We start from the raw sequence: 20136 nt of genomic DNA, 5'->3' as shown, positions 1-20136 counted from the left end.
TCTCGGCGGTGGACTGCCCTTGGGAGAGTGCCAATTCGGCAATTCGAAGGCGGATTATCTTGCGCGCGTGGTCAATTCAGTAGCGCGCTGTCGGATCGGCGCTCGGCGCGGACGCGGAGGATGGCCGCGGTCTGCGCATCGGCGGGCAGGAAGGCCTCCAGGAACAGCTCGTTCAGCGTGATGTCGGCCGCGGTGGCGAACGAGGTGAAGGTGGTGATCAGGCGCAGTTCACCGTCGTCGCCGCGCAACCGCAGCGGCACCGCGAAGCCGAGGTGGTCGGGACCCGGATTCAGTTCCGGCAGATAGCCTTCCAGCTCGGCGATGAGTTCGTCGAGTTCCGGATCCGGGCTGCGCAGCGCGCGGGCGCGCAGGTTCTCGGTGATGTGCCTGCCCCATTCCGGCAGGTTGAGTACCCGCTTGGCCAGTCCGTCGGGGTGCAGTGCGAGCCGCAGAATACTGATCGGCGGTTCCAGCAATTCCGGTGCGGCGCCCTCGGTGAACACGTCGAATGCGGCATTGGCGGCGAGCAGGATGCCGTGCGGGCGAACGACGATCGCCGGATAGGGGAGGTGTCCGTCGAGGATCGTCCGCAGTGCGTCGCGCACCGGAGCCAGCTCCGGTTTGTCGAAATCCGATTCCGGGAAGATCGGCGCGTAACCGGCGGCGAGCAACAGCGCATTGCGTTCGCGCAGCGAAAGGTCCAGCGATTCGGCCAGCCGGATGACCATGGTGCGGCCCGGGTGCGACCGCCCCTGCTCCAGGAAGCTCAGGTAGCGCTGGCTGGTGTCGGCGCGAATGGCCAGATCCAGCTGGCTGACCCGGCGCAGGGTGCGCCAGTGCCGCAGCTGTTTCGCGAAGCCGTTTGGGTGCAGCGCTGTCGTCATGATTCCAGTAGAAACCGCCGGCGGGCACAGTGCTATTCCCTGGAGGGAATGATGAACCGCATTCTCGGCGGGGCCTCGGGTATTCCCTCGAGGGAATCGCGGACCTCGGCGTCCCGTGGCCAAACTCGTCGGCATGAGCAAGCAATACACCGATGGCGAGCTGGCGGACTTCACGCAGCGCTGGGTCGCGATATGGAATGAGGCGGATCCGGCGTTACGGCACAAGCGGGTTCGCGAGGTCTGGGCCGCGGACGGCGTGCAAGTGCTCGTCGATCCGCCGGTGGAGATGCGGGAACAGGCCGCGAGCCTGGCGATTCCGGCGCCGCCGTTGACGGTGCACGGCCAGGAGGCGATGGAGCGCCGGGTGACCCGGGCGTACGAAATGTTCATCGCACCTGGCGAATACGTCTTCGAGCCCGAGGAACCGGCGACCAATCTGCCCACCGGGTTGATCGGTCTGCACTGGAAGATGGTGACGCGGGCCGACGGCGCGAAGGCGGGCGGCGGCTACGACGTCTTCGGACTCGACGCGCAGGGCCGCGTGCTCACCTGCCACCAGTACATCGAGGATGTGCGATGAAAGGCGTTGCGTATCACCTCGAACCGCTGCGCGACCTCGCGGGATTGAGCACCCGGCCGCAGTCACGGCCGGAGCCGGGGCCGCATCAGGTGGTGATCGAGGTGCGGGCGGCGAGCCTCAACCGGCGAGATCTGATGCTGATGGACGGCACCTATCCGCTGCCCGCCGAGCCGGGAATCGTCCCGCTGTCGGATGGTGTCGGGGTGGTTGTCGCGGTGGGCGAAAAGGTGACTCGGGCCGCGCTCGGCGACCGGGTCACCGCGGCCTACTACCCGCACTACATCGACGGACCACAGCGGCTGGCACACGTCCGCCAGCAGTACGGCGCCAACTTCGACGGCATGCTCGCCACTTACGCACTGCTGGAAGAGGATTCGGTGGTGCACGTGCCGGAATACCTCACCGATGCGGAGGCGGCGTCGCTGACCTGCGCCGGTGTGGTGTCCTGGGCCGCGCTCACCAAACCGGTTCCGGTGCGGCCCGATGAGTCGGTGCTGACCGTCGGCACCGGAACCGTCGCGATCTTCGCCGCGCAATTCGGCAAACTCCTTGGTGGGCGGGTTATTTCGATAACCTCGACCGAGCGCAAGGCCGAGCGGCTGCGCAAGCTCGGCGTCGACGAGGTGGTGGTGCGGGCCGAGCATCCGGACTGGGAAAGGCGGGTGCTGGAACTCACCGACGGCGACGGCGTCGATCATGTGGTGGACGCGGTGGGCATGTCGACGGTGGCGAAATCGGTGCGGTCGGGCGCGTACAACGCGCGGATCACCATGATCGGCGCCATGCCGACCGGCGAAAACGCCACCGGCGGTGACCTATTCGGCGATAAATACCTGTCGATCAGGAAGATCGCGGTCGGCAGCCGCGCCGATTTCGAGGCCATGAATGCCGCCATGGCCGAGCATCGGATGCGTCCGGTGATCGATCGGGAGTTCTCGTTCGACGAGGCGGTCGAGGCCTATCGCTACTTCCGTGACGAGAATCCGTTCGGCAAGGTGATCGTCACGATGTGAGCGTGTTCATGCCTCGAAAGGCACGGTGTTGCCTGCGGTGTCGCGCATTCCGGCCGTCGCTTCGATAGCGGCCGCCAATTCCGCGGCGGCGGTCCAGGTGCGGGCCGGGTCGCCCGCGAGATTGCCGATGGTGAGCCAGGTTTCGGTCTCGCGATAGCGGACCAGGCCGCGGCCCGCCCCGTCGATGGTGACATCGAGGTCACCGGAAACCGTCCCCTCCTCGTCGGTCATGACGGCTGCCGTGGTGGAAAGCTCGATGATGTCGGCTATTTGAACGCTCCTCGCTTGACGCAATCGTCGACCGCGGCACGCAGCGCGGTCTGTTCGGCGGAGTCGATCTTCAGCGCGTATTTTACTTTGACCTGGACATACCGGCCGACATAGGCACACCGGAAGTTGCCGGGCGGCAGGTAATTCGCCGCGTCCTGGTCACCCTTCGACCTGTTGGCCGACGGATCGGAGGCGACGAGGTTGAGTGCGTCGTTGGCGATCCGGCGGCGGGTGTCGTCGTCGCGGGTGTCGGCGCCGGAACGCCACGCCTCCGCCAGCGGGACAATGTGTTCGGCGTCGACGCCGGACGGGTCGGTGATCCACTTGTACGGCCCCACCTGGCCGGTCTTGCGGTCGATGACGCCGTACTGATCGCGCCAGCCGCCGCCGCGGCCGATCGACAGTTCGCAGGTTTTCGGATCGAGGCGGACCGAGCCGGTGGCATCGCGCAGCAGCATCACGTCGCGGGTGGTGCACTTGGCGTACTGCGCGTATTCGGCGCCGAATCCGTGTTCCGGCTTGTTGAGATCCCAGTGCGGGAACTTCTCCCTGCTGTAGCCGGTCATCGGATTCTCCGGCGCGACAGCGAGTTTGGTCAGCAGGTCGGTGATGTCCCGGCGGGAGATCGCGGTGTCCGGGGTGCGGGGCGCCGGGCCGTCGGTGTCCTTGCGCGCTTCGACGAGGGCGTAGACGACGGTTATGAGGACGGCCAAGAGAATAGGAGTGCATACGGCGATCGCCCGCCGCATCCGTCGCGGCGCAAACCTCATCTGTACTGCCCCAACCTCATCGCATCCGAAAAGAACCGGGCGTCAAGGTACCTGGTGGCGGCGTGGCCGGAAGTCATTGCCGGATATGACGTTCGGCACAGCTTGTGATCGGCGCTGCTGCGGCGGATTTCGGTGGCCGGAAATGGACCAACCCCCGAGTCGCCGTGCCGGCGCCGACTCGGGGGTTGGCGAATCACAAACCGAGAGCGACCTCTTGGCGGCGGGCGGGCGGTTGTCCCTTCCGTTCTCCCCGCGCTGCCGGGTCCACGAGGCTGATGAGGGGGAGCCTCGAAGAGCCGGGCCGCCGGGCCGCTCTCGTTCGTGACGATCTTGGTGCGAGTTCTGCTGAACTCGCCATCATCTACGTAATAAGACAGTAGATATTGGGTTACCGTTTGGCAAGTCATCCCCCTGGCTTCGGTGAACTTCTAAGGTGTTCCTCAGCTAAGCTGCCGTTTCTACTACCCTTCTACGGAAAGCGATTGAAATCGCAAGGAATTCGAGTGACGGGCATCACAAGAAATTCGCCGCGGCGGCGGTCACAGACGGCGCGAACCGCGTGTCCAACCGGGTGTAGGCGACAAAGCCACCACATCCGAAGGGACGGACATCATGCCCACCGTCGACGTTCTCGACTCCTACCTCAACTACCGCGACGCCGGTTCCGGCGCGATCCCGGTCGTCTTCCTGCACGGCAATCCGACCTCGTCGTACCTGTGGCGCAAGGTGATTCCGCACGTCACCGGGCAAACCCGGGCGCTTGCGCCGGATCTGGTCGGGATGGGCGAATCCGGCAAGCCCGATAGCGCGTACCGGTTCGCCGATCACGCCCGCTACCTGGACGCCTGGTTCGACGCGCTCGGGCTCGACCAGGTGGTGATCGTCGGCCACGACTGGGGCGGCGCGCTCGGAATGGACTGGGTCGCAAGGCATCCCGGCCGCGTCCGGGGCATCGCGGTGGTCGAGACGTTCCTGCGCCCGATGCGCTGGGACGAACTGCCCCCGCTCGGGGCGGACATGTTCCGCAAGTTCCGCTCACCCGAGGGTGAGCGAATGGTGTTGCAGGAGAACGCCTTCATCGAGGTGAATCTGCGACTCCAGGCCAAGCTCTCGCCCGAGGACCACGATGTCTACCGCGCGCCGTACCCGACGCCGGAATCGCGCAGGCCGATGCTGGCCTGGTCCCGCGAATTCCCGCTCGACGGTGAACCGGCCGATGTGGTCGCCATCGTCGAGAACTACGACCGGTGGGCCGCCGCCAGCCCGGAGGTGCCGAAGCTGCTGATGGGCCTGGAAGGCGGTGTCGGGCTCGGCTCGCCGGAGGTGATCGAATGGGCCGCAGGCACTTTCGCCGCCGCCGAGGTCGCGGCGATCCCGCCCGCCGGACACCACTGCCCGGAGGATCGGCCCGACGAGATCGGCGCCGCCGTCGCCGCTTGGATCCGTCGGCACAACCTGGTCGACACCGCCGCCGCGGTTTCGTGATGCACTGCCCGCCTGGTGGGCCGGTCGGCTCACCAGGCAGCGCGTCGCTGTTGCCGGAGGTGGACGGTGACCGAAGAATGGGTGGGTGAGTTCGGAAGAGGTGGCCGATCGGGCCGCGCTGGACGCGGAGCGGGCGCTGGTCGGCAGGGCGGTCGCGGGCGATCCGGTCGCGGTCGCGGAAGTTGTTCGGCTGCTGCAGGATCCGCTGTATCGGTTGGCGCTGCGGATGGTGTGGCGGCCGGCCGACGCCGAGGACGCCACCCAGGAGATCATGCTGCGGGTGCTCGGCAAACTTGATACGTGGCGGGCCGAGGCGCGGTTGTTGACCTGGGCGTATCGCGTCGGGGCCAATTATCTGATCAACCTGCGCAGGCAGACGCCGCAGGAGGCGGCGCAGCTCAGCCTCGACACCTACCGGGAGGGTTTGGCCGACGGACTGGCGGAGGCGGACTACCGCGGCCCGGAGGCGCGGCTGCTGACCGACGAGGTGCGGCTGAACTGTAGCCAGGCGATGCTGCAATGCCTGGCCCGCGACGAGCGGATCGCCTTCGTCCTCTCCGATGTCTTCGAGCTGAGCTCACCCGATGCGGCCTGGATACTCGACATCACCCCCGAGGCGTATCGGAAACGCTTGGCGCGCGCCAAGAAGCGGCTCGGCAACTTCCTGAGCTCGTCCTGCGGCATCGCCGATCCGAAGGCGTTCTGCCGGTGTGCGCGCCGGGTGGACAAGGCGATGGAACTCGGCCGGGTCGATCCCCGGCGGCTGCGCTTCGCCACCCATCCGATCGCGCCGGGTGGGCGTGGCGTCCGCGAGGCGGAGCAGCAGATGGTCCGGCTGCACGATGCGGCCGCGGTCATCCGCGTCCATCCCGATTACGCTGCGCCCCAAGCGAAAATGGACGCCATCGCCGGTCTGCTGGAGTCGGGTCGCTTTCCGCTGCTCGGTGATTAGCGAGCGGGGGCGAACAGGTCCCCGGTGACCACGCCGCGCACGGTGCGGGTGGCGACAACGGCCCATGCGGCGACAAGCAGCGCGTACAGCACCACCGCGGCGGCTCCGAAAAGGTATGCGCCCGTGTGCGAATAGAGCACGGTGCTGCCGGTGACGCAGGTGCCGAGCGGGAAGGTGAAACCCCACCATGTCATGGTGAAGGCGAATTCTCCTGTGCGAGCGGCCCGCACGGTGATGGCGATGGCGAGTGCCAGCCACAGCATCGCGAAACCCCAGATCACGACCCCGTATACGACGGAGAAGGCAGTCAGCGCCCCGGCGTATTCGGGTAGTCCGTCTGGTGCCGCGTTGGCGAGCAGTCCCGCGGCCGTGACGGATTGACCGAGCGGGCCGAGTACGATCCACAGCGTCGGCACCAGTCCCGTTGCCGGAATGCCGAAGTGGATCAGCCGCGACCAGATCATGCTGATGGTGATGAGCGCCGCGATCAGGCTCACGCCGAACATCGCGAGACAGACCAGCATCAAGGTCAGCCGCGGTTGGCCCGCTGGAGTGTAAGGGATGAGCAGCGGACCGAGCGCCGCGGACACCATCGGCGGCACCACGGGCATCAGCCAGCCGCCGAAGGCCGCGTCGGGTTCGCTGCGGCGACCCGTGAACATGCGATACGGCACGGCGAACGCGGTCAGCAGGCCGAGCACGGTGCCCGCCGACCACAGCACCCAGTCCACCGCGACGGCGGCGTCGAGGCCGATCACGTCCCGGCCCAGCAGCAGCGCGCCCGCGCCGACGGTGAGCAGCGCCATCGGCGGCGCGCCGAAGAACTGCGACATCACCGGATGGTCGCGGTGCTCGCGCGCGGTATCCGGATAGCGCAGATGGTGCGCGACCCAGCCCGCGCTCAGCGCGACCAGCAACACCGCCGCGAGCAGCCACACCGCGGTCGCCGCGCCGCGCAGGCCAGGGAAGCGCAGCGGCAGCGTGGCGGCGGCATTGGCGACGATGCCGGTGCCCATCACCACGGCGAACCAGTTGGGGCCGAGGTTGCGCACCATGGCGGGCCCGGCCGAGCGCGGGCGCACGCCGGTGGTGGGGCGGATGGTGACTGTTGCGGTCATGGATTCCAGCATCGCGGCGGGCCGGGGTGCCGGGTAGCTGTCTTGTAACTATGGATGCATAGACTCGTTCTATGCCCCTATCGCCGCGTGTACCCGATCTGGCCGCACTGGATCTGCTGCTTTCGGTGATCGAACTCGGCAGCCTCGGCCGGGCCGCGGCCGCGCACGGCATCAGTCAGCCGTCGGCGTCATCGCGGATCCGCTATCTGGAGAAGCTGGTCGGCACGCCGGTCCTGGAGCGGACCACGCTCGGCTCCCGCCCGACCAAGGCCGGGGCGCTGATCGCGGAATGGGCCAGGGCCGTCGTCGACGCGGCGGCACAGTTGGACGCGGGCATCGAAACCCTACGCGCCGAACGCAATTCACAGCTGAGGGTGGCGGCCAGCCAAACCGTCGCGGAATATCTCTTCCCCGGATGGCTGATGGCGCTGCGGAATACCGCGCCCGAGACCGCCATCGCCCTCGAATCCGGCAATTCCGTGCACGTCGCGAACGAGGTGCTCGACGGCAGGGCGGCGATCGGATTCGTCGAAAGCCCGCTGGCCTTCCGCGGATTGGCGACGCAGCCGGTCGCGCACGACCGGCTGGTGGTCGTGATCGCACCGCGGCACGAATGGGCCCGCCGCGGTCGGGTCACCGTGGATGAGTTGGCGAAAACCGCACTCATCCAACGGGAACCGGGTTCGGGGACCCGAAGCTACTTCGAATACGCCATGTCCGAACGCATTCCGGGCTGGTCGCCGAACGTCGCCCTCGAATTGTCCTCCACCACCGCCATCAAGACCGCGGCGGCCTCGGGTGTCGGGCCCGCCGTGCTAAGTTCACTCGCCGTCGCCGCCGAAATCGGCGCGGGCGTCCTCGTCGCGCCCGAGGTCACCGGACTCGATCTGAACCGGACGCTGCGGGCCGTCTGGGTGAAGGGGCGGCGGCCGACCGGTCCGGCGCGCGAGCTGTTCGATATCGCGCGGCGGGAGGTCGCGGCTTCGGGGTGAGATCTATTCCGGATCGTCGCTCGATTGGGCGGTGGGCGGAATCCCGGTGTCCAGGAAGCGAATCAACCGATCGATCCGGTCGGTATGGTCTACGCAGCGCTCCAGATTGTGGCCGAGCAGTGCGATATCGATGGCCGTATCGGTGGGTTCGGTGGAATTGCCGAGCGCGGTGTGCAACTGGTGGTGCAGTTGTTCCATCGGATGTGCGGCGGTTCCGGCGTCGGCGTCCTGGCGCCCACCCGCGACGGCATCGCCCGCGCGCTCGGTGCGGCGCGCGGCCAATCCGCACATCGCCGCGAGTATGGCCATGATCTGTTGCGGCGCAACGTGTTCCGGATACGAGCGGTAGACCTGCTGCGCCACCCGGCTGATCAGCCAGCCGATCCGGGACAGCTCACCCGCGATCTGGATGGCGGTGACGACATGTCGCAGATCCCTGGCCACCGGCGCCTGCAGCGCGAGCAGCACGACCGTGCGCGCCTCACAGGCGCCGTACATCTTCTGCAGTTGCTCGTCGAATGCGAAAACCTCATAGGTGGCGGTGAGATCGGCGTCGACCAGGGCGTCGGTGACCCGTTCGGCGGCGTCGTGGGCGAGCCGGCACATTCGCGTCAAATCCTCTGTCAACGCGATGAGCTCATGAGTGAACTGAGTCCGCACTTCGCAAATTCTCGCCTATGCCCGCGGCACTGGACGATCGATCCCACGATGTTCACAGATTGACGTTGCTAAACCTTGTCCTTGCGAACCACATCGACCAGTCGCAGCGTCACCGACGATGCGTCCGCGGGCGGATTCGGCACCGGCGTTTCCTCGACTTTCAACTGGTAGAGGTACCCAGGCTCATAGTCGAAACCCGCGATGCGGTCGTAGAACAGCTCCCATTCGCTGTCCGGATTCCGTTTGACCTGTAGACAGGTCATCGGCGCGACGCCTTGACAGGGCTTCGTCTCACCGGCGACCCAGAGATCGATCACCTTCGACCGCACCGCGGAAGTCGTTGGCGCCGCGGGCGGCTCGGCCTTCCGCTCGGATCCGCAGGCGGTGAGCGCCACCGCGAGCGTCAACCCCGCGAGCACCGCCCTGCCTCGGCATAGCTGCATGGCATGAAGCATACGGATCCGGAATGCGAACCGAGCTCATCGCCGCGGGGGCAATCCTCACGCGATCGCCGTGTACACCCGCACATAATCTACGAGCAGGTTGGCCGGAAATACCGTCGCGGCGTCGGGCGGTCCGGGCCAGGTGCCGCCGACGGCGAGATTCAGCAGCAGATGGAATGGGTGATCGAAGACCCAGGTCTGTCCCTCGCGGAAATCGGCCTTGTCGATGCTGTAGTAGCGGGTGTCGTCGATCAGCCAGTCGATGCGGGTCGGGCCCCACTCGACGGCGTAGGTGTGGAAGTCATCGGCCAACCGCTGCCCGTCGGGGAGCCGATAGCTGTCGGTCATGCCCGGGTCGACGAAACCTGGTCCGTGCGCGGAGGCATGCACCGTGCCGGGGTCGTCGCCGACGGTTTCCATCACATCGATCTCACCGTTGTTCGGCCACGGGTGGGTGTCGATATCGGTGCCCATCATCCAGAACGCGGGCCACAGTCCCTTGCCGTCCGGAATTCGCATGCGCGCTTCGAAGCGACCATAGGTCTGGTCGAATTTCGTGAGGGTGGTGATGCGTCCGGAGGTGATATCGCAGGGGCCATACGGGCACGGCGTCATTCCCGGCAGTTGTTCGCGGCGGGCCGAAATCACCAGATGACCCTGTCCATCGGTCGAAACGTTCGCCGGGCGGTCGGTGTAGTACTGCCATTCCTGATTGCCCCATTGGGGTTCGCCGCCCCGGTCGTAAACCCAGCTGTTCGAGTCGGGGCGACCGCCCGCCGGACCGTTGAACTCATCGGACCAGACGAGCTGCCAGCCCGCCGCGGTCGGCTTCGGCTCGGCGCTCGCGCAGGCCGAGGTCGATATCGAGATCAGGACCAGCGCCGCGGCGACGGATCTGGTTGACAGTAGGGACATTTCGCGTCTGCTCCCGGTGCTGTTTCGGTGATGGGGAGCATCCTGTCAGTGATGTTCTGAAGGAATTATTAATCTCACGGATCGCACCGCCGCGATCGCCGATCCCGGCGGTGCGATCGATCGGTCAGTCGCGGGTGGCGGCGTTGCCGTAGAAACCGGTCGGCCGCACGGCGATCGCGACCCGGTCCTTGGCGTCCGGGGGTACCACCGGGCCGTTGTCGTAGCGCTCGGAAAGCCTTGTGTAGAGCGCACCTTCGGGATCGGCGTCGATGTGGTCGACCACGCCGCGAACCTCGAGGTAGCGGTAGGGATTGTCCGGATCGAAGATCGAGATCGATACCCGCGGCTCGCTGGCGACGTTCTTGAACTTCTGCCGGTAGTTGGTGTGGGTGAACCAGATGAATTCGCCGTCCCACACGAACCACATCGGGTTCACCTGCGGGGCACCGTCCGGCCGGGTGGTGCCCAGGCTCGCGTAGACGGGGCGCTCCAACAGGTCGCGGGCCTTCTCGGGAATCTCGGTCATGGTGTCCCTCTGTTCTCGATCAACAGTTGCACAGTGATCGAACCGCACCGCGCCGTGCGCACCACTATCGGGTCGAGTCCGGCGCGTTGCGAATGTCTCGTTTGCCCGGACGCTGGGAGTTCGCTGGGATGATGGACGGCATGATGCGACTGCTGACCCGACACTGGACGACCTTGGTTCCCTTGCTCGCCGCGGTGGTTCTGGCAATCGCATGGTTCACCCATCCCTCGGGTCCGGCCGTGATCGTGGTGGTGTTGGCACTGGTCGGGGCGGTGCTTTCGGCCGTGCAACACGCCGAGGTGGTCGCGCATCGGGTGGGGGAGCCGTTCGGTTCGCTGGTGCTCGCGGTGGCCGTCACCGTGATCGAGGTCGGCCTGATCCTGACCTTGATGGCGTCCGGCGGTGACGATGCCTCGTCGCTGGCTCGGGATACGGTCTTCGCGGCGGTGATGATCACCTGCAACGGCATCTTCGGGTTGTCGCTGTTGGTCGGCGCGGTGCGCAGGCGGGTGGCGGAGTTCAATGCCGAGGGCACCGGTGCGGCACTGGCGACGGTTGCGACGCTCGCCACGCTCAGCCTGGTGCTGCCGACGTTCACCACGAGTAAGCCCGGTCCGGAGTTCTCCGGCTCGCAGCTGGCCTTCGCCGCGGTGGCGTCGCTATTGCTCTACGGGTTGTTCGTCATGGTGCAGACGGTTCGGCATCCGGATGACTTCCTACCGGTCGAATCGGCGGGAGCAGCGGATGAACACGGCGAAACCCCTTCTGCCGCAGCGGCATTGGTGAGTCTCGGGCTGCTGCTGGTCGCGCTGGTCGGCGTGGTCGGGCTCGCGAAGATGGTGTCGCCGTCGATCGAGAACGGCGTGAACGCCGCGGGGCTGCCGCGGTCGGCGGTCGGCGTGGTGATCGCCATGCTGGTGCTGTTGCCGGAAACGCTGGCCGCCGTGCGCGCCGCCCGCCGCGACCGGGTGCAGACGAGCCTGAATCTCGCGCTCGGTTCCGCGATGGCGAGTATCGGCCTGACCATTCCGGCGATCGCCATGGCCACGATCTGGATTTCGACGCCGTTGACGCTCGGGCTCGGCGCGACACAGATGGTGCTGCTGGCGTTGACGGTGGTGGTGGGTGTGCTCACCGTGGTCCCGGGCCGGGCCACCCTGCTGCAGGGCGGTGTGCATCTGGTGTTGTTCGCGGCGTTCGTCTTTCTCGCGGTAAGTCCGTAAACCTAGCAATCGTTTGGTTAAGAGGGTCGCTGTTGTTCGGGCCGACCTGGCCCTGCCGGTGTTTCTCGCACACGAGGGCGGTGGTCGATGGGCTCGCGATGGTTCCCGGGCGGGTCACTTTGCCGCAAGGCGGCGTTCATCTCGGCTTTTGTGTCCCCCGCCGCAAGTCCCCAATGTGCGTGATATCGCTCACGAATAACAAATACACATGATCGATTCCGCGAATAAGTGGTCAGCATCACGCCAAAACGATTTTGTAGTGACCATAGGTAACGATTAGCTTGGCGAAAACGGGCAGTGGTGCCGGAATCGGAGAGTGCGTCATGATTTTGGACACAGCACGCGCTGTGACTCAGGGAACTCGTCCATGACGAGCGGGACGCAAGCTCCGGAAACCGCGGTCGATGTCGTTCGGAAGAATTTCTCGGACACCGTGGTCTCCTCGCTGCGGACGTTCGGCCGCGCGGTCGGGCTCGCGCAGGAGGCGGTGACCGGCGGAATCGGCGATATCGCGCGCGCCCGCTTCCAATGGCGCGAAACACTGCTGCAGGCCTGGCGATTGGTGACCGTCACCGCCTTGCCCGCCATCCTGATCGCCATTCCGTTCGGGGTGATCGTCTCCATCCAGGTCGGCAATCTGATCCACACCCTCGGCGCGGATTCACTGCTCGGCGCGACCGGCGGGCTCGGCGTCATCAAGCAGGGCGCCCCGCTGGCCACCGGCTTCCTACTCGGCGGGGCCGGTGCGGCCGCGATCGCCGCCGACCTCGGCGCGCGCACCATCCGCGAGGAGATCGACGCGCTCAATACGATGGGCATCAGCCCGGTGCACCGGCTGGTGGTCCCGCGGATGGCGGCCATGCTCATCGTCGCGCCGCTGCTGAATATCCTGATCATCTTCGTCGGCATCCTGGCCGGCTATGCGGTGGCCATCGGCGGACAGGGCGTGACGCCCGGAAGTTATTGGGCCACTTTCGGATCCTTCACCACCACCGCGGATGTGTGGGTGTCGCTGGTGAAGGCGCTGATCTTCGGCTTCCTGGTGGTGGTGATCGCCTGCCAGCGGGGCCTGGAGGCCAAGGGCGGCCCGCGCGGCGTCGCCGACGCGGTGAACGCGGCCGTGGTGCTCTCGGTGGTATCCATCGTGATCGTCAATCTGGTGGCGGCGCAGATCACCGCCATGTTCCTGCCGACGAGGCTGGCCTGATGGCAACGTCCTACGCCCCCAAGGGGTTTCATTGGCTCCGGCGTTACTACCGGCGGGGCAGCCGGGTGCTGCGCGCGGTGGATTCGTTCGGCTTCGTCGCGATCTTCGTCTGGCAGGTGCTCTCGGCGATTCCGTTGACGCTCAAGCGGTATCGCGGCGAGACCATGCGCGCCATCACCGATATGACCTGGGGGCGTGGGTCGGTCATCGTCGGCGGCGGCACCGTGCCGATGATGATCGTGCTCGGCCTGGTCATGGGCGCCTCGGTGGCCGTGGAATCCTTTGCGACACTGAGCATGCTGGGGATGGGCCCGGTCACCGGCGTCGTCTCGGCCTATGCGACGACGCGTGAGCTCGCGCCGATCGCGGCGGCCATCGGCTTCGCCGCGCAGGCGGGCTGCCGGATCACCGCGGAGATCGGGTCCATGCGCATCTCCGAGGAGATCGACGCGATCGAGGCGCTCGGCCTGCGCTCGGTGCCGTTCGTGGTGACCACCCGGGTGGTCGCGGGCGCGCTGGCCATCGTGCCCACCTTTTTGATCGCGCTGATCCTCAGCTACGCGGCGTGCCGCGGGCTGATCACCTTGGTGCACAACCAATCCGCCGGCGTGTACGACCACTACTTCTTCCAGTTCGTCTCCGGTTTCGACGTGATCGCCGCGGTGATCAAGGTGGCCATCTTCGGCACCGTGGTGATCCTGGTGCACAGCTATTACGGATTCTTCGCCACCGGCGGGCCCGAGGGCGTCGGCGTCGCGTCCGGGCGCGCGGTACGCACCAGCTTCGTCGCCATCATCGCCATCGACATGGTGCTGTCCATCGCCCTGTGGGGCTTCAACGCGGCCATCAGTTTCACGGGGTAGCGGATGCCGAAATACGGATTGCCGGGAGTCGCCGCCGACCGCCGCCGGGCGCGCACGGTCGGCGGGCTGATCGTCGCGCTGGTCGTGGCGGTGGCCGTCGCGACGGTCGTCTACCGCGATATACGCGGCGCGGATGGATTGCGAATCGCCTTGCACACCGAGCAGATCGGTGACGGCGTCGCCGAGGGCACCCAGGTGCGACTCGACGGCGTGCTGGTCGGCAAGGTGGCGCGGATCGCACCGGATGTGCTCGGCACCCAGCGAATCACCTTGCAGCTGGACAGTTCTCGGTTGTTCGGCATCGACGACAGCCTGCGGGTCGATTACGCGCCCGCCAACCTGTTCGGCATCAGCGAACTCGAATTGCGGCGCGGTCCAGGCGGTTCCCCGCTTCGGGCGGATCAGGTGATCGACCTGACCGGCCGCCGCGCCGCAGATGTCTACGACGCGACGATGGGCAGCATCCTGCGCAGCCTGTCCCAGGTCGGCGCGAGCGTGCTGACCCCGCAGATGGTTCAGGTGATCGCCCAGGTCTCCTCGGACTTCCAGGCGTTCACCCCGCTGGTGCAGGCGCTGATCACGGTGGCGCGCACCATCGCCGACAACCAGACCATGAAACCGTCGGAGCTGGCGGGCAAATTGGGGCCCGCATTCGACGGCGGCGGCCGCTTCGCCGGTTCGGTGATCCAGGCCCTGGACGGGATCAACGACATCAACGTGCTGAAAGGCGATCGCGCGCACTACGATTCGGGCGTCGCGGCGATGACCGGACAGATCCTGCCCGGCCTGGCCACCACCGGGAACACCGCGGGCAAATACTTCGGCGACGGCGCCGACACCCTCGCGCCGGTGCTGCGGGTGCTGGCGCAGATGGTGCCCCGCCCGCAGCAGTCGGCCGCCGAACTGCGCGAATTGCTCACCCGGCTGCGCGCGGCCATGCCGGATACACCGGACGGCCCCGTGCTCAACGTCGAGGCGGATCTGCGTGGGGTGCCGGGACTTTCGGTGCCGCTGCTCGGCCTCGGCGCACCGATTCCCGGAGGTGCCCGATGACGGTACGCGGCGCGGCATGGCGGCTCGGACTCTTCGCGGCGGTGATGATGGTGGTGCTCGCGCTGGTGCTCACCGCGATCAAGCGGCCCGTCGCCGGTGACACCGAGGCGCACGACGCGATCTTCACCGACGCCAACGGGTTGAAGGTCGGCGACGACGTGCGTATGTACGGCGTGCAGGTCGGCAAGGTGGAGGGCATATCGCTGGAGGGCGACAAGGCCAAAGTGCGGCTCACCGTCAAGACCGCGACGCCGATCTACGACAACAGCACCCTGGCCATCCGCTACCAGAACCTCACCGGCCAGCGCTATATCGACCTGCAGCAGCAACCGAATCCGGGCGTCCGGCTCCCCGCGAACGCGCGCATCGACGCCAAGATGACGCTGCCGTCGTTCGATGTGACGAGCCTGTTCAACGGTCTGAAACCGGTGCTGGCCACCATGTCTCCGGAAACGGTCAACCAGTTCACCGAGAGCATGCTCGCGGTGCTGCAGGGCGACGGCAACGGGCTCGGCCCGGCGCTGGACGCCATCGGCAAGCTGAGCAAGTACGCGAGCGACCGGCAGGCGGTGATCGGGACCGTGGTGCGGAATATGTCCGATCTCGCCGACAAGGTCGGCGGGCGGGTGCACTATCTGGTGCCGCTGTTGGCCCGGCTGACCGATATCTTCCAGGCGCTGCAGCAGAACATCGGCGGCCTGGCGGAATTCGCGATGAGCGCGCCGTCGGTGCTCGGACCGGTGGACCGGCTGCTGTCCACCATCGGGCTGACCAAGGACAGCGGACAGGATCTGGATGCGTTGATCCGCAGCCTGTTTCCGGATCCGAAGCAGGCCGTCGAGGTATTCGGCAGGCTGCCCGGCCTGTTGAGCGCGATCGACGCCTCGCTGCCGCGCACCGTCGCGGGCTGGCAGCCGGAGTGCAGTAAGGGGACCATGCAGGCGCCCGCGCCGCTGCGGATGCTCATCGCGGGACAGCAGGTGACGCTGTGCAACGGATGACCAAGTGGCGCAACTGGTTCGGTGGTGATCGGCCGGTGACGGACGAGCCGACCCGGCTGCGCAGACAGGTGCGGCTCGGCATCGTCGGCGCGGTGCTGGTGGTGATCGCGCTCGCCGCGGCCGCGGTGCTGTACGTGGTGCCGTTCGGCAAGGCCACCTATACCGCGGAGCTTTCCGAGGCGCAGTCGGTGCGCGCGGGCGATGACATCCGGCTGGCCGGTATCACGGTGGGTTCGGTGAAATCGCTGGAGCTGAAACCGGATCGGGTGATCATGAAGTTCACCGTCGATTCCGGTGTGTTCGTCGGCGACGAATCCTCGCTCGACGTGCGGATGCTCACGGTGGTCGGCGGACACTACGTCGCGCTGTTCCCGGCGGGCGCGAAACCGCTCGGCGGCAAGGTGATTCCGGCGGACCGGGTGCGGCTGCCCTACAGCCTGGTGCAGACCTTCCAGGACGCGACGACACCGCTGAACCAGATCGACGGCAGCACCCTGCGGAAAAACCTTGCCACGCTGGACAGTTCGCTGGCCAAGGCGCCGGAGAGCCTGCGCACCACCCTGGACACCCTCGGCGGTTACGTCGACGCCATCAACCGGCAGCGCACCCAGGTGTCGAATGCCGTCGCGGTGGCTGACGAATACATCTCGCTCTACGACGGCGCCAAAACCGATCTCGGCAGGCTGATGGACAACTCCAATCTGCTGGAGACCGTACTGCTCGACAAGCGCGCCGAACTGCGCGAATCCATCGCGCTGCTCACCAGCGTGCTGCAGCGCGTCGCCGCGCTCGCGCCGAGTTGGGACGACAAGCTGAAACCGCTGGCACAGCAACTAGCCGACGCACTGCCCCGGCTGGAACAGCTCGGACAGCAGTTGCAGCCGATGATCGATTCGGTGCACGACCTGCAGGCGAAGGTGCGCCAGTGGCTGCCGGACGGCGGGGTGGTGGTCGATCAGTCGGGTCGGACCGTGCAGGCCCCCGCAGGCGTCTGCGTCCCGTTGCCCGGAAAGGCGTGCTGATGCTGAAGCGGGTACTCGGTTCGCGGGCGTTCATGTCGATCGCCGGTGCGGTGGTGGTCGCCGCGGTCGCGGTGGCCGGATACTTCATCGTCTTCGATCCGCTGAAGGAAACCCGATCCTATTGCGCCGTAATGTCCGACAGCATCGGTCTCTACCCGGGCAACCAGGTGACCATGCGCGGCATCGTGGTCGGCAGCGTCACCTCGGTGCGCAATCAGGGCAAGCAGGTGCGGGTGGACTTCGACGTCGACGCGAAATATCCGGTGTACGCCGATGCCGCGGCCACCACGGTCTCGGATACCGTTGTCGCCGATCGCAATCTGGCCGTGCTCAACAGCGGTAAGGATCTGCGCCGCTGGGACGGCGGCCAGTGCATCACCAATACCTTGACGCCCAAGAGCCTCACCGAAACCCTCACCGCGCTCGCGCAATTGGCCGATCAGCTGAACGGCCCCGATGCGGCACAGCAGAATTCGCTGTCCAACGGCCTGGCCGCACTCGACGCCGCGACCTCGGGCACCGGGCCGCAGTTCAACGAGCTGGTGCGCAAACTCGGTTCGGCCCTCCAGTCGCCGGACGCCGATATCGCCCATCTGGCAGGTATTTTCGACACCTTCTCCTCGGTATCGAAGAAGGTCAACGAGCACTGGGGTGATCTGCGGTCGATGCTCACCCGAATGGGTCCGGCGCTGAACCAGGCCAGCACCGAACTGCTCGGGCCCGGCGCGGAACTGTTCGACGCGCTGCGCCAGGTGCTGCCGGTGCTCAACGACATCACCACCATGTTCGGCGACACCATCCTGAAGGGCCTGGACGCCACGGTGCCGCTGATAAAACTGTTGCGCGCCAACGTCGGATCGCTGCGCGACATCGTATTGATGACGCCGGTGCTGACCAATGCGTTCCAGTCCGTCACCGATACGTCCACCGGCGCGCCGGGCATCACCTACGCCCCACCGCGGGTGCGGATTCCGGCGCAGAACGCCGAACAGGTTTGCGCGGCGGTGAACGCGGTGTCGCCGGGCCGGTGCGCGGGCGCGGGCGATGGCATGGTCGATGTGGAACTGGTCCAGCTGGTGCTGGGATTGGCAGGTGCGCGATGAGGCGTAATCCATTGCGGCGCACCGTGCTCGCGCTGGCGGCCACGGTCGGTCTGGCCGCCGGCGGATGCGCGTTCGATCCGTCGTCGGTGCCGGTGCCCGGCACCGACGTCTCCGGACCGACCTATCCGATCAAGATCGAGTTCGCGAATGTGCTGAACCTGCCCGCCAAGGCCAAGGTGATCGCGAACGGCGCGCAGGTCGGCACCGTCGAGAAGGTCACGGTGGTGCCGTCGAGCCGGGCGCGCGGCGGCTATGTCGTTGTCGACGCCGACATTTCGTCCTCGGCGCGGTTACCCGCCAACACGGTCGCCGAGCTGCGGCAGAACACCGTGCTCGGTGATATCCACATCGCGTTGACCACGCCGCCCGACGGTTTCGGTGCGCTGCTCGCCCCGGGCGGCACCATCGGCATCGATCGCACGAAACCGCCGGTGCAGCTGGAGGATACGATGGCCGCGCTGGCCTTCTTCGTGCAGGGCGGCGCGGTCGGGCAGATCCAGGACATCATGACCCGGTTCAACGCGGTGCTGCCGAAGGATCCGAAGGACACCGCGCGCATCTCCGGCGTGATGGGCGCCGACGCCGCCGATCTGGCCGCCAATCTCGACCAGGTGGACAAGCTGATCGACGGGCTGGCCACGAATGCCGAAGTGCTGCACGATATTCGGCCGGAGCTGGACCGGATCCTGCGCCCCGAGTCGGTGCAGCAGGTGACCGGCGCCGTGCAATCCATCCAGGGGGTCACCAAGGTATTCGGCGCGCTCGGTCCGGTCGGCGACTCGCTGGCCTGGCTGGCCCCGCTGCTGCAGAGCCAGGATGCCGCGCTGCAGGCGCTGGTTCCGCTGCTCACCGGCGGCCAGCTGGATCTGCGACAGCCGTCGAATCTGGCCATGCTGGTCGCGCTGTTGCGGGACAAGATAATTCCGTTCGCCGAACACGGACCCAAGGTGAATCTCACCGGGGCGACCGTGAATTCGATGCCCGAGCAGGACCAGATCGACCGGATCATCAAGACCCTGCGCATGATCGGAGCCGTGCGATGAAAGTCGGTTCGCTGGCCTCCCTCGGCGGCATCGCGGCCATCACCGTGCTCGGCGCGGGCTACCTCACCTTCGGTGTGGTGCGCGCCGATCCGTTCGCCGAATACACGAATGCCTCGATGGTGCTGCGGGATTCGGGCGGGCTGGGCGCGGGCTCGCCGATTCTGCTCACCGGCATCCCGGTCGGCAAGGTGACCGCCGTCGACAACACCGCATCGGGCGTCGAGGTCCGGTTCCGGGTGAAGCGCGAACAGCGGCTGCCCACCGACAGCACCATCACCATCGAGCAGCTGTCCGCGCTCGGCGAGCCGTATGTGCAGTTCGTGCCCAAGGGCGACGGCGGGCCGTATCTGCAGGACGGTCAGCGGCTGGACACCAAGTCGGTCACCGCGCCGCTGTCGATTCCGGAGGTGGCCAGGCTGGTCACCAAGACGATGAACCAGTTGGATCCGAAGGTGGTCGGCTCGCTGGTGGACACCATGGGCCGCGCCATCTCCGGCACCGAGGCGACGATGCCGCAGCTCGCGCGCTCCGGCGACCTGCTCGCCTCCACCATCATGAGCCGCGCGCCCAAAATCGCCGAACTGTTCAACAGTTTCCAGCAGGCCGCGGGCGATATCGACTGGGCAGGGCCCGCGACATCGGATGCCGCGCCGAATCTGGTGCAATTCGAGAAATCGCTCGCGGCGCTGGTCGAGGCGGTCGGCCGGTTGGTGAATACGCCGGGTAATCCGGACGTCTATTTGCAGGGCAATGGGCTGGCGCCTTTTCTGGCGAAGGTGACCGAGTGGCTGAACAAGGTGGGGCCCGATATCAAGGAAATGCTGCCCGGCCTGCGCCCGCTGACCGACGCGATTACCGCGACCGGGCCGCAGCTCGATATCAGCGCATTGATTTCGCAGGCGCTGCAGCAGACCGGTGACGACGCCGTGAAGGTGCGGGTAACCGTCAAATAGGCCGCGATAACACCTTCGTATCAAATAGGAGCAAACGTTCAGCAATTGGATAGGTTGTGA

General features: G+C 66.7%; 22 protein-coding genes. 14 read left to right on the top strand and 8 right to left on the bottom strand.

All coding sequences use genetic code 11. The features are described 5' to 3' along the window. Positions 1 to 71: 71 nt before the first annotated feature. Positions 72 to 884, bottom strand: coding sequence for a helix-turn-helix domain-containing protein (locus LGY53_RS22080; protein ID WP_225728593.1), 813 nt, complete (start codon positions 882 to 884; stop codon positions 72 to 74). A gap of 133 nt (positions 885 to 1017) precedes the next feature. Between LGY53_RS22080 and LGY53_RS22075 the strand changes: the two genes are divergently transcribed. Together LGY53_RS22075 and LGY53_RS22070 are read left to right on the top strand one after the other, a co-directional pair. Continuing rightward, a complete protein-coding gene (locus LGY53_RS22075) occupies positions 1018 to 1464 on the top strand; it encodes a hypothetical protein (protein ID WP_225728592.1) in 447 nt (148 codons plus the stop codon). Then, the gene (locus tag LGY53_RS22070) at positions 1461 to 2477 is read left to right on the top strand and encodes an NAD(P)-dependent alcohol dehydrogenase (protein ID WP_225728591.1); all 1017 of its coding nucleotides are present in this window, start codon (positions 1461 to 1463) and stop codon (positions 2475 to 2477) included. Before LGY53_RS22075 ends, LGY53_RS22070 begins: the two co-directional genes overlap by 4 nt. Before the next feature lie 6 nt (positions 2478 to 2483). Here the strand turns inward: LGY53_RS22070 and LGY53_RS22065 are convergent, their stop codons facing one another. Next, positions 2484 to 2708 carry a hypothetical protein gene (locus LGY53_RS22065; RefSeq protein WP_225728590.1) on the bottom strand — a complete coding sequence of 75 codons (225 nt, stop codon included), beginning with the start codon at positions 2706 to 2708 and terminating at the stop codon, positions 2484 to 2486. Between the two features lie 35 nt (positions 2709 to 2743). Next, on the bottom strand, positions 2744 to 3460 hold the full coding sequence (locus LGY53_RS22060; protein ID WP_225728589.1) for an HNH endonuclease family protein: 717 nt from the start codon (positions 3458 to 3460) through the stop codon (positions 2744 to 2746). 669 nt (positions 3461 to 4129) lie between these two features. Here LGY53_RS22060 and LGY53_RS22055 point away from each other — a divergent pair. After that, positions 4130 to 5002 carry a haloalkane dehalogenase gene (locus tag LGY53_RS22055; protein WP_225728588.1) on the top strand — a complete coding sequence of 291 codons (873 nt, stop codon included), beginning with the start codon at positions 4130 to 4132 and terminating at the stop codon, positions 5000 to 5002. 85 nt (positions 5003 to 5087) lie between these two features. Continuing rightward, the gene (locus LGY53_RS22050; RefSeq protein ID WP_225728587.1) at positions 5088 to 5954 is read left to right on the top strand and encodes an RNA polymerase sigma factor; all 867 of its coding nucleotides are present in this window, start codon (positions 5088 to 5090) and stop codon (positions 5952 to 5954) included. Here LGY53_RS22050 and LGY53_RS22045 read toward each other — a convergent pair. Continuing rightward, positions 5951 to 7072 carry a TDT family transporter gene (locus LGY53_RS22045; protein WP_225728586.1) on the bottom strand — a complete coding sequence of 374 codons (1122 nt, stop codon included), beginning with the start codon at positions 7070 to 7072 and terminating at the stop codon, positions 5951 to 5953. The genes LGY53_RS22050 and LGY53_RS22045 overlap by 4 nt on opposite strands. 71 nt (positions 7073 to 7143) lie before the next feature. Here LGY53_RS22045 and LGY53_RS22040 point away from each other — a divergent pair, with 71 nt between their 5' ends. After that, on the top strand, positions 7144 to 8064 hold the full coding sequence (locus tag LGY53_RS22040) for a LysR family transcriptional regulator (RefSeq protein ID WP_225728585.1): 921 nt from the start codon (positions 7144 to 7146) through the stop codon (positions 8062 to 8064). 3 nt (positions 8065 to 8067) lie between these two features. Here LGY53_RS22040 and LGY53_RS22035 read toward each other — a convergent pair whose 3' ends face one another. The 4 genes from LGY53_RS22035 to LGY53_RS22020 form a co-directional block, all read right to left on the bottom strand. Then, entirely contained in the window at positions 8068 to 8724 is a 657-nt protein-coding gene (locus LGY53_RS22035; protein WP_225728584.1) for a phosphate uptake regulator PhoU, read from the bottom strand. A 68-nt stretch (positions 8725 to 8792) separates the two neighbouring features. Further along, positions 8793 to 9167, bottom strand: coding sequence for a DUF4377 domain-containing protein (locus LGY53_RS22030; protein WP_225728583.1), 375 nt, complete (start codon positions 9165 to 9167; stop codon positions 8793 to 8795). A 57-nt stretch (positions 9168 to 9224) separates the two neighbouring features. Beyond that, positions 9225 to 10082, bottom strand: a complete 858-nt coding sequence (locus tag LGY53_RS22025) for a family 16 glycosylhydrolase (protein WP_225728582.1) — start codon at positions 10080 to 10082, stop codon at positions 9225 to 9227. Between the two features lie 124 nt (positions 10083 to 10206). Next, entirely contained in the window at positions 10207 to 10608 is a 402-nt protein-coding gene (locus tag LGY53_RS22020; RefSeq protein ID WP_225728581.1) for a PPOX class F420-dependent oxidoreductase, read from the bottom strand. 131 nt (positions 10609 to 10739) lie between these two features. Between LGY53_RS22020 and LGY53_RS22015 the strand changes: the two genes are divergently transcribed. The 9 genes from LGY53_RS22015 (at position 10740) to LGY53_RS21975 (ending at position 20076) form a co-directional block, all read left to right on the top strand. Further along, complete coding sequence (locus tag LGY53_RS22015) at positions 10740 to 11831, top strand: calcium:proton antiporter (protein WP_374111216.1); 1092 nt, start codon at positions 10740 to 10742, stop codon at positions 11829 to 11831. A gap of 367 nt (positions 11832 to 12198) precedes the next feature. Further along, positions 12199 to 13038, top strand: a complete 840-nt coding sequence (locus LGY53_RS22010) for an ABC transporter permease (RefSeq protein WP_167472576.1) — start codon at positions 12199 to 12201, stop codon at positions 13036 to 13038. Beyond that, positions 13038 to 13901 carry an MlaE family ABC transporter permease gene (locus LGY53_RS22005; RefSeq protein ID WP_374111211.1) on the top strand — a complete coding sequence of 288 codons (864 nt, stop codon included), beginning with the start codon at positions 13038 to 13040 and terminating at the stop codon, positions 13899 to 13901. The genes LGY53_RS22010 and LGY53_RS22005 overlap by 1 nt, the downstream gene beginning before the upstream one ends. 3 nt (positions 13902 to 13904) lie before the next feature. After that, the gene (locus LGY53_RS22000; RefSeq protein WP_225728580.1) at positions 13905 to 14954 is read left to right on the top strand and encodes a mammalian cell entry protein; all 1050 of its coding nucleotides are present in this window, start codon (positions 13905 to 13907) and stop codon (positions 14952 to 14954) included. Continuing rightward, on the top strand, positions 14951 to 15955 hold the full coding sequence (locus LGY53_RS21995; RefSeq protein WP_225728579.1) for an MlaD family protein: 1005 nt from the start codon (positions 14951 to 14953) through the stop codon (positions 15953 to 15955). The genes LGY53_RS22000 and LGY53_RS21995 overlap by 4 nt, the downstream gene beginning before the upstream one ends. After that, the gene (locus tag LGY53_RS21990) at positions 15952 to 16977 is read left to right on the top strand and encodes an MlaD family protein (protein WP_225728611.1); all 1026 of its coding nucleotides are present in this window, start codon (positions 15952 to 15954) and stop codon (positions 16975 to 16977) included. Before LGY53_RS21995 ends, LGY53_RS21990 begins: the two co-directional genes overlap by 4 nt. Continuing rightward, the gene (locus tag LGY53_RS21985; protein WP_225728578.1) at positions 16977 to 18080 is read left to right on the top strand and encodes an MlaD family protein; all 1104 of its coding nucleotides are present in this window, start codon (positions 16977 to 16979) and stop codon (positions 18078 to 18080) included. The genes LGY53_RS21990 and LGY53_RS21985 overlap by 1 nt, the downstream gene beginning before the upstream one ends. Then, the gene (locus LGY53_RS21980; RefSeq protein ID WP_225728577.1) at positions 18077 to 19123 is read left to right on the top strand and encodes an MlaD family protein; all 1047 of its coding nucleotides are present in this window, start codon (positions 18077 to 18079) and stop codon (positions 19121 to 19123) included. Before LGY53_RS21985 ends, LGY53_RS21980 begins: the two co-directional genes overlap by 4 nt. Then, on the top strand, positions 19120 to 20076 hold the full coding sequence (locus LGY53_RS21975; protein WP_225728576.1) for an MlaD family protein: 957 nt from the start codon (positions 19120 to 19122) through the stop codon (positions 20074 to 20076). The genes LGY53_RS21980 and LGY53_RS21975 overlap by 4 nt, the downstream gene beginning before the upstream one ends. Positions 20077 to 20136: the final 60 nt, after the last annotated feature.

The sequence above is a fragment of the Nocardia sp. JCM 34519.1 genome (assembly GCF_020361265.1).
Classification (GTDB): domain Bacteria; phylum Actinomycetota; class Actinomycetes; order Mycobacteriales; family Mycobacteriaceae; genus Nocardia; species Nocardia arthritidis_A.
Note: the sequence above shows the minus strand (reverse complement) of the source record. Positions and strands in the feature narration are given on the sequence as shown.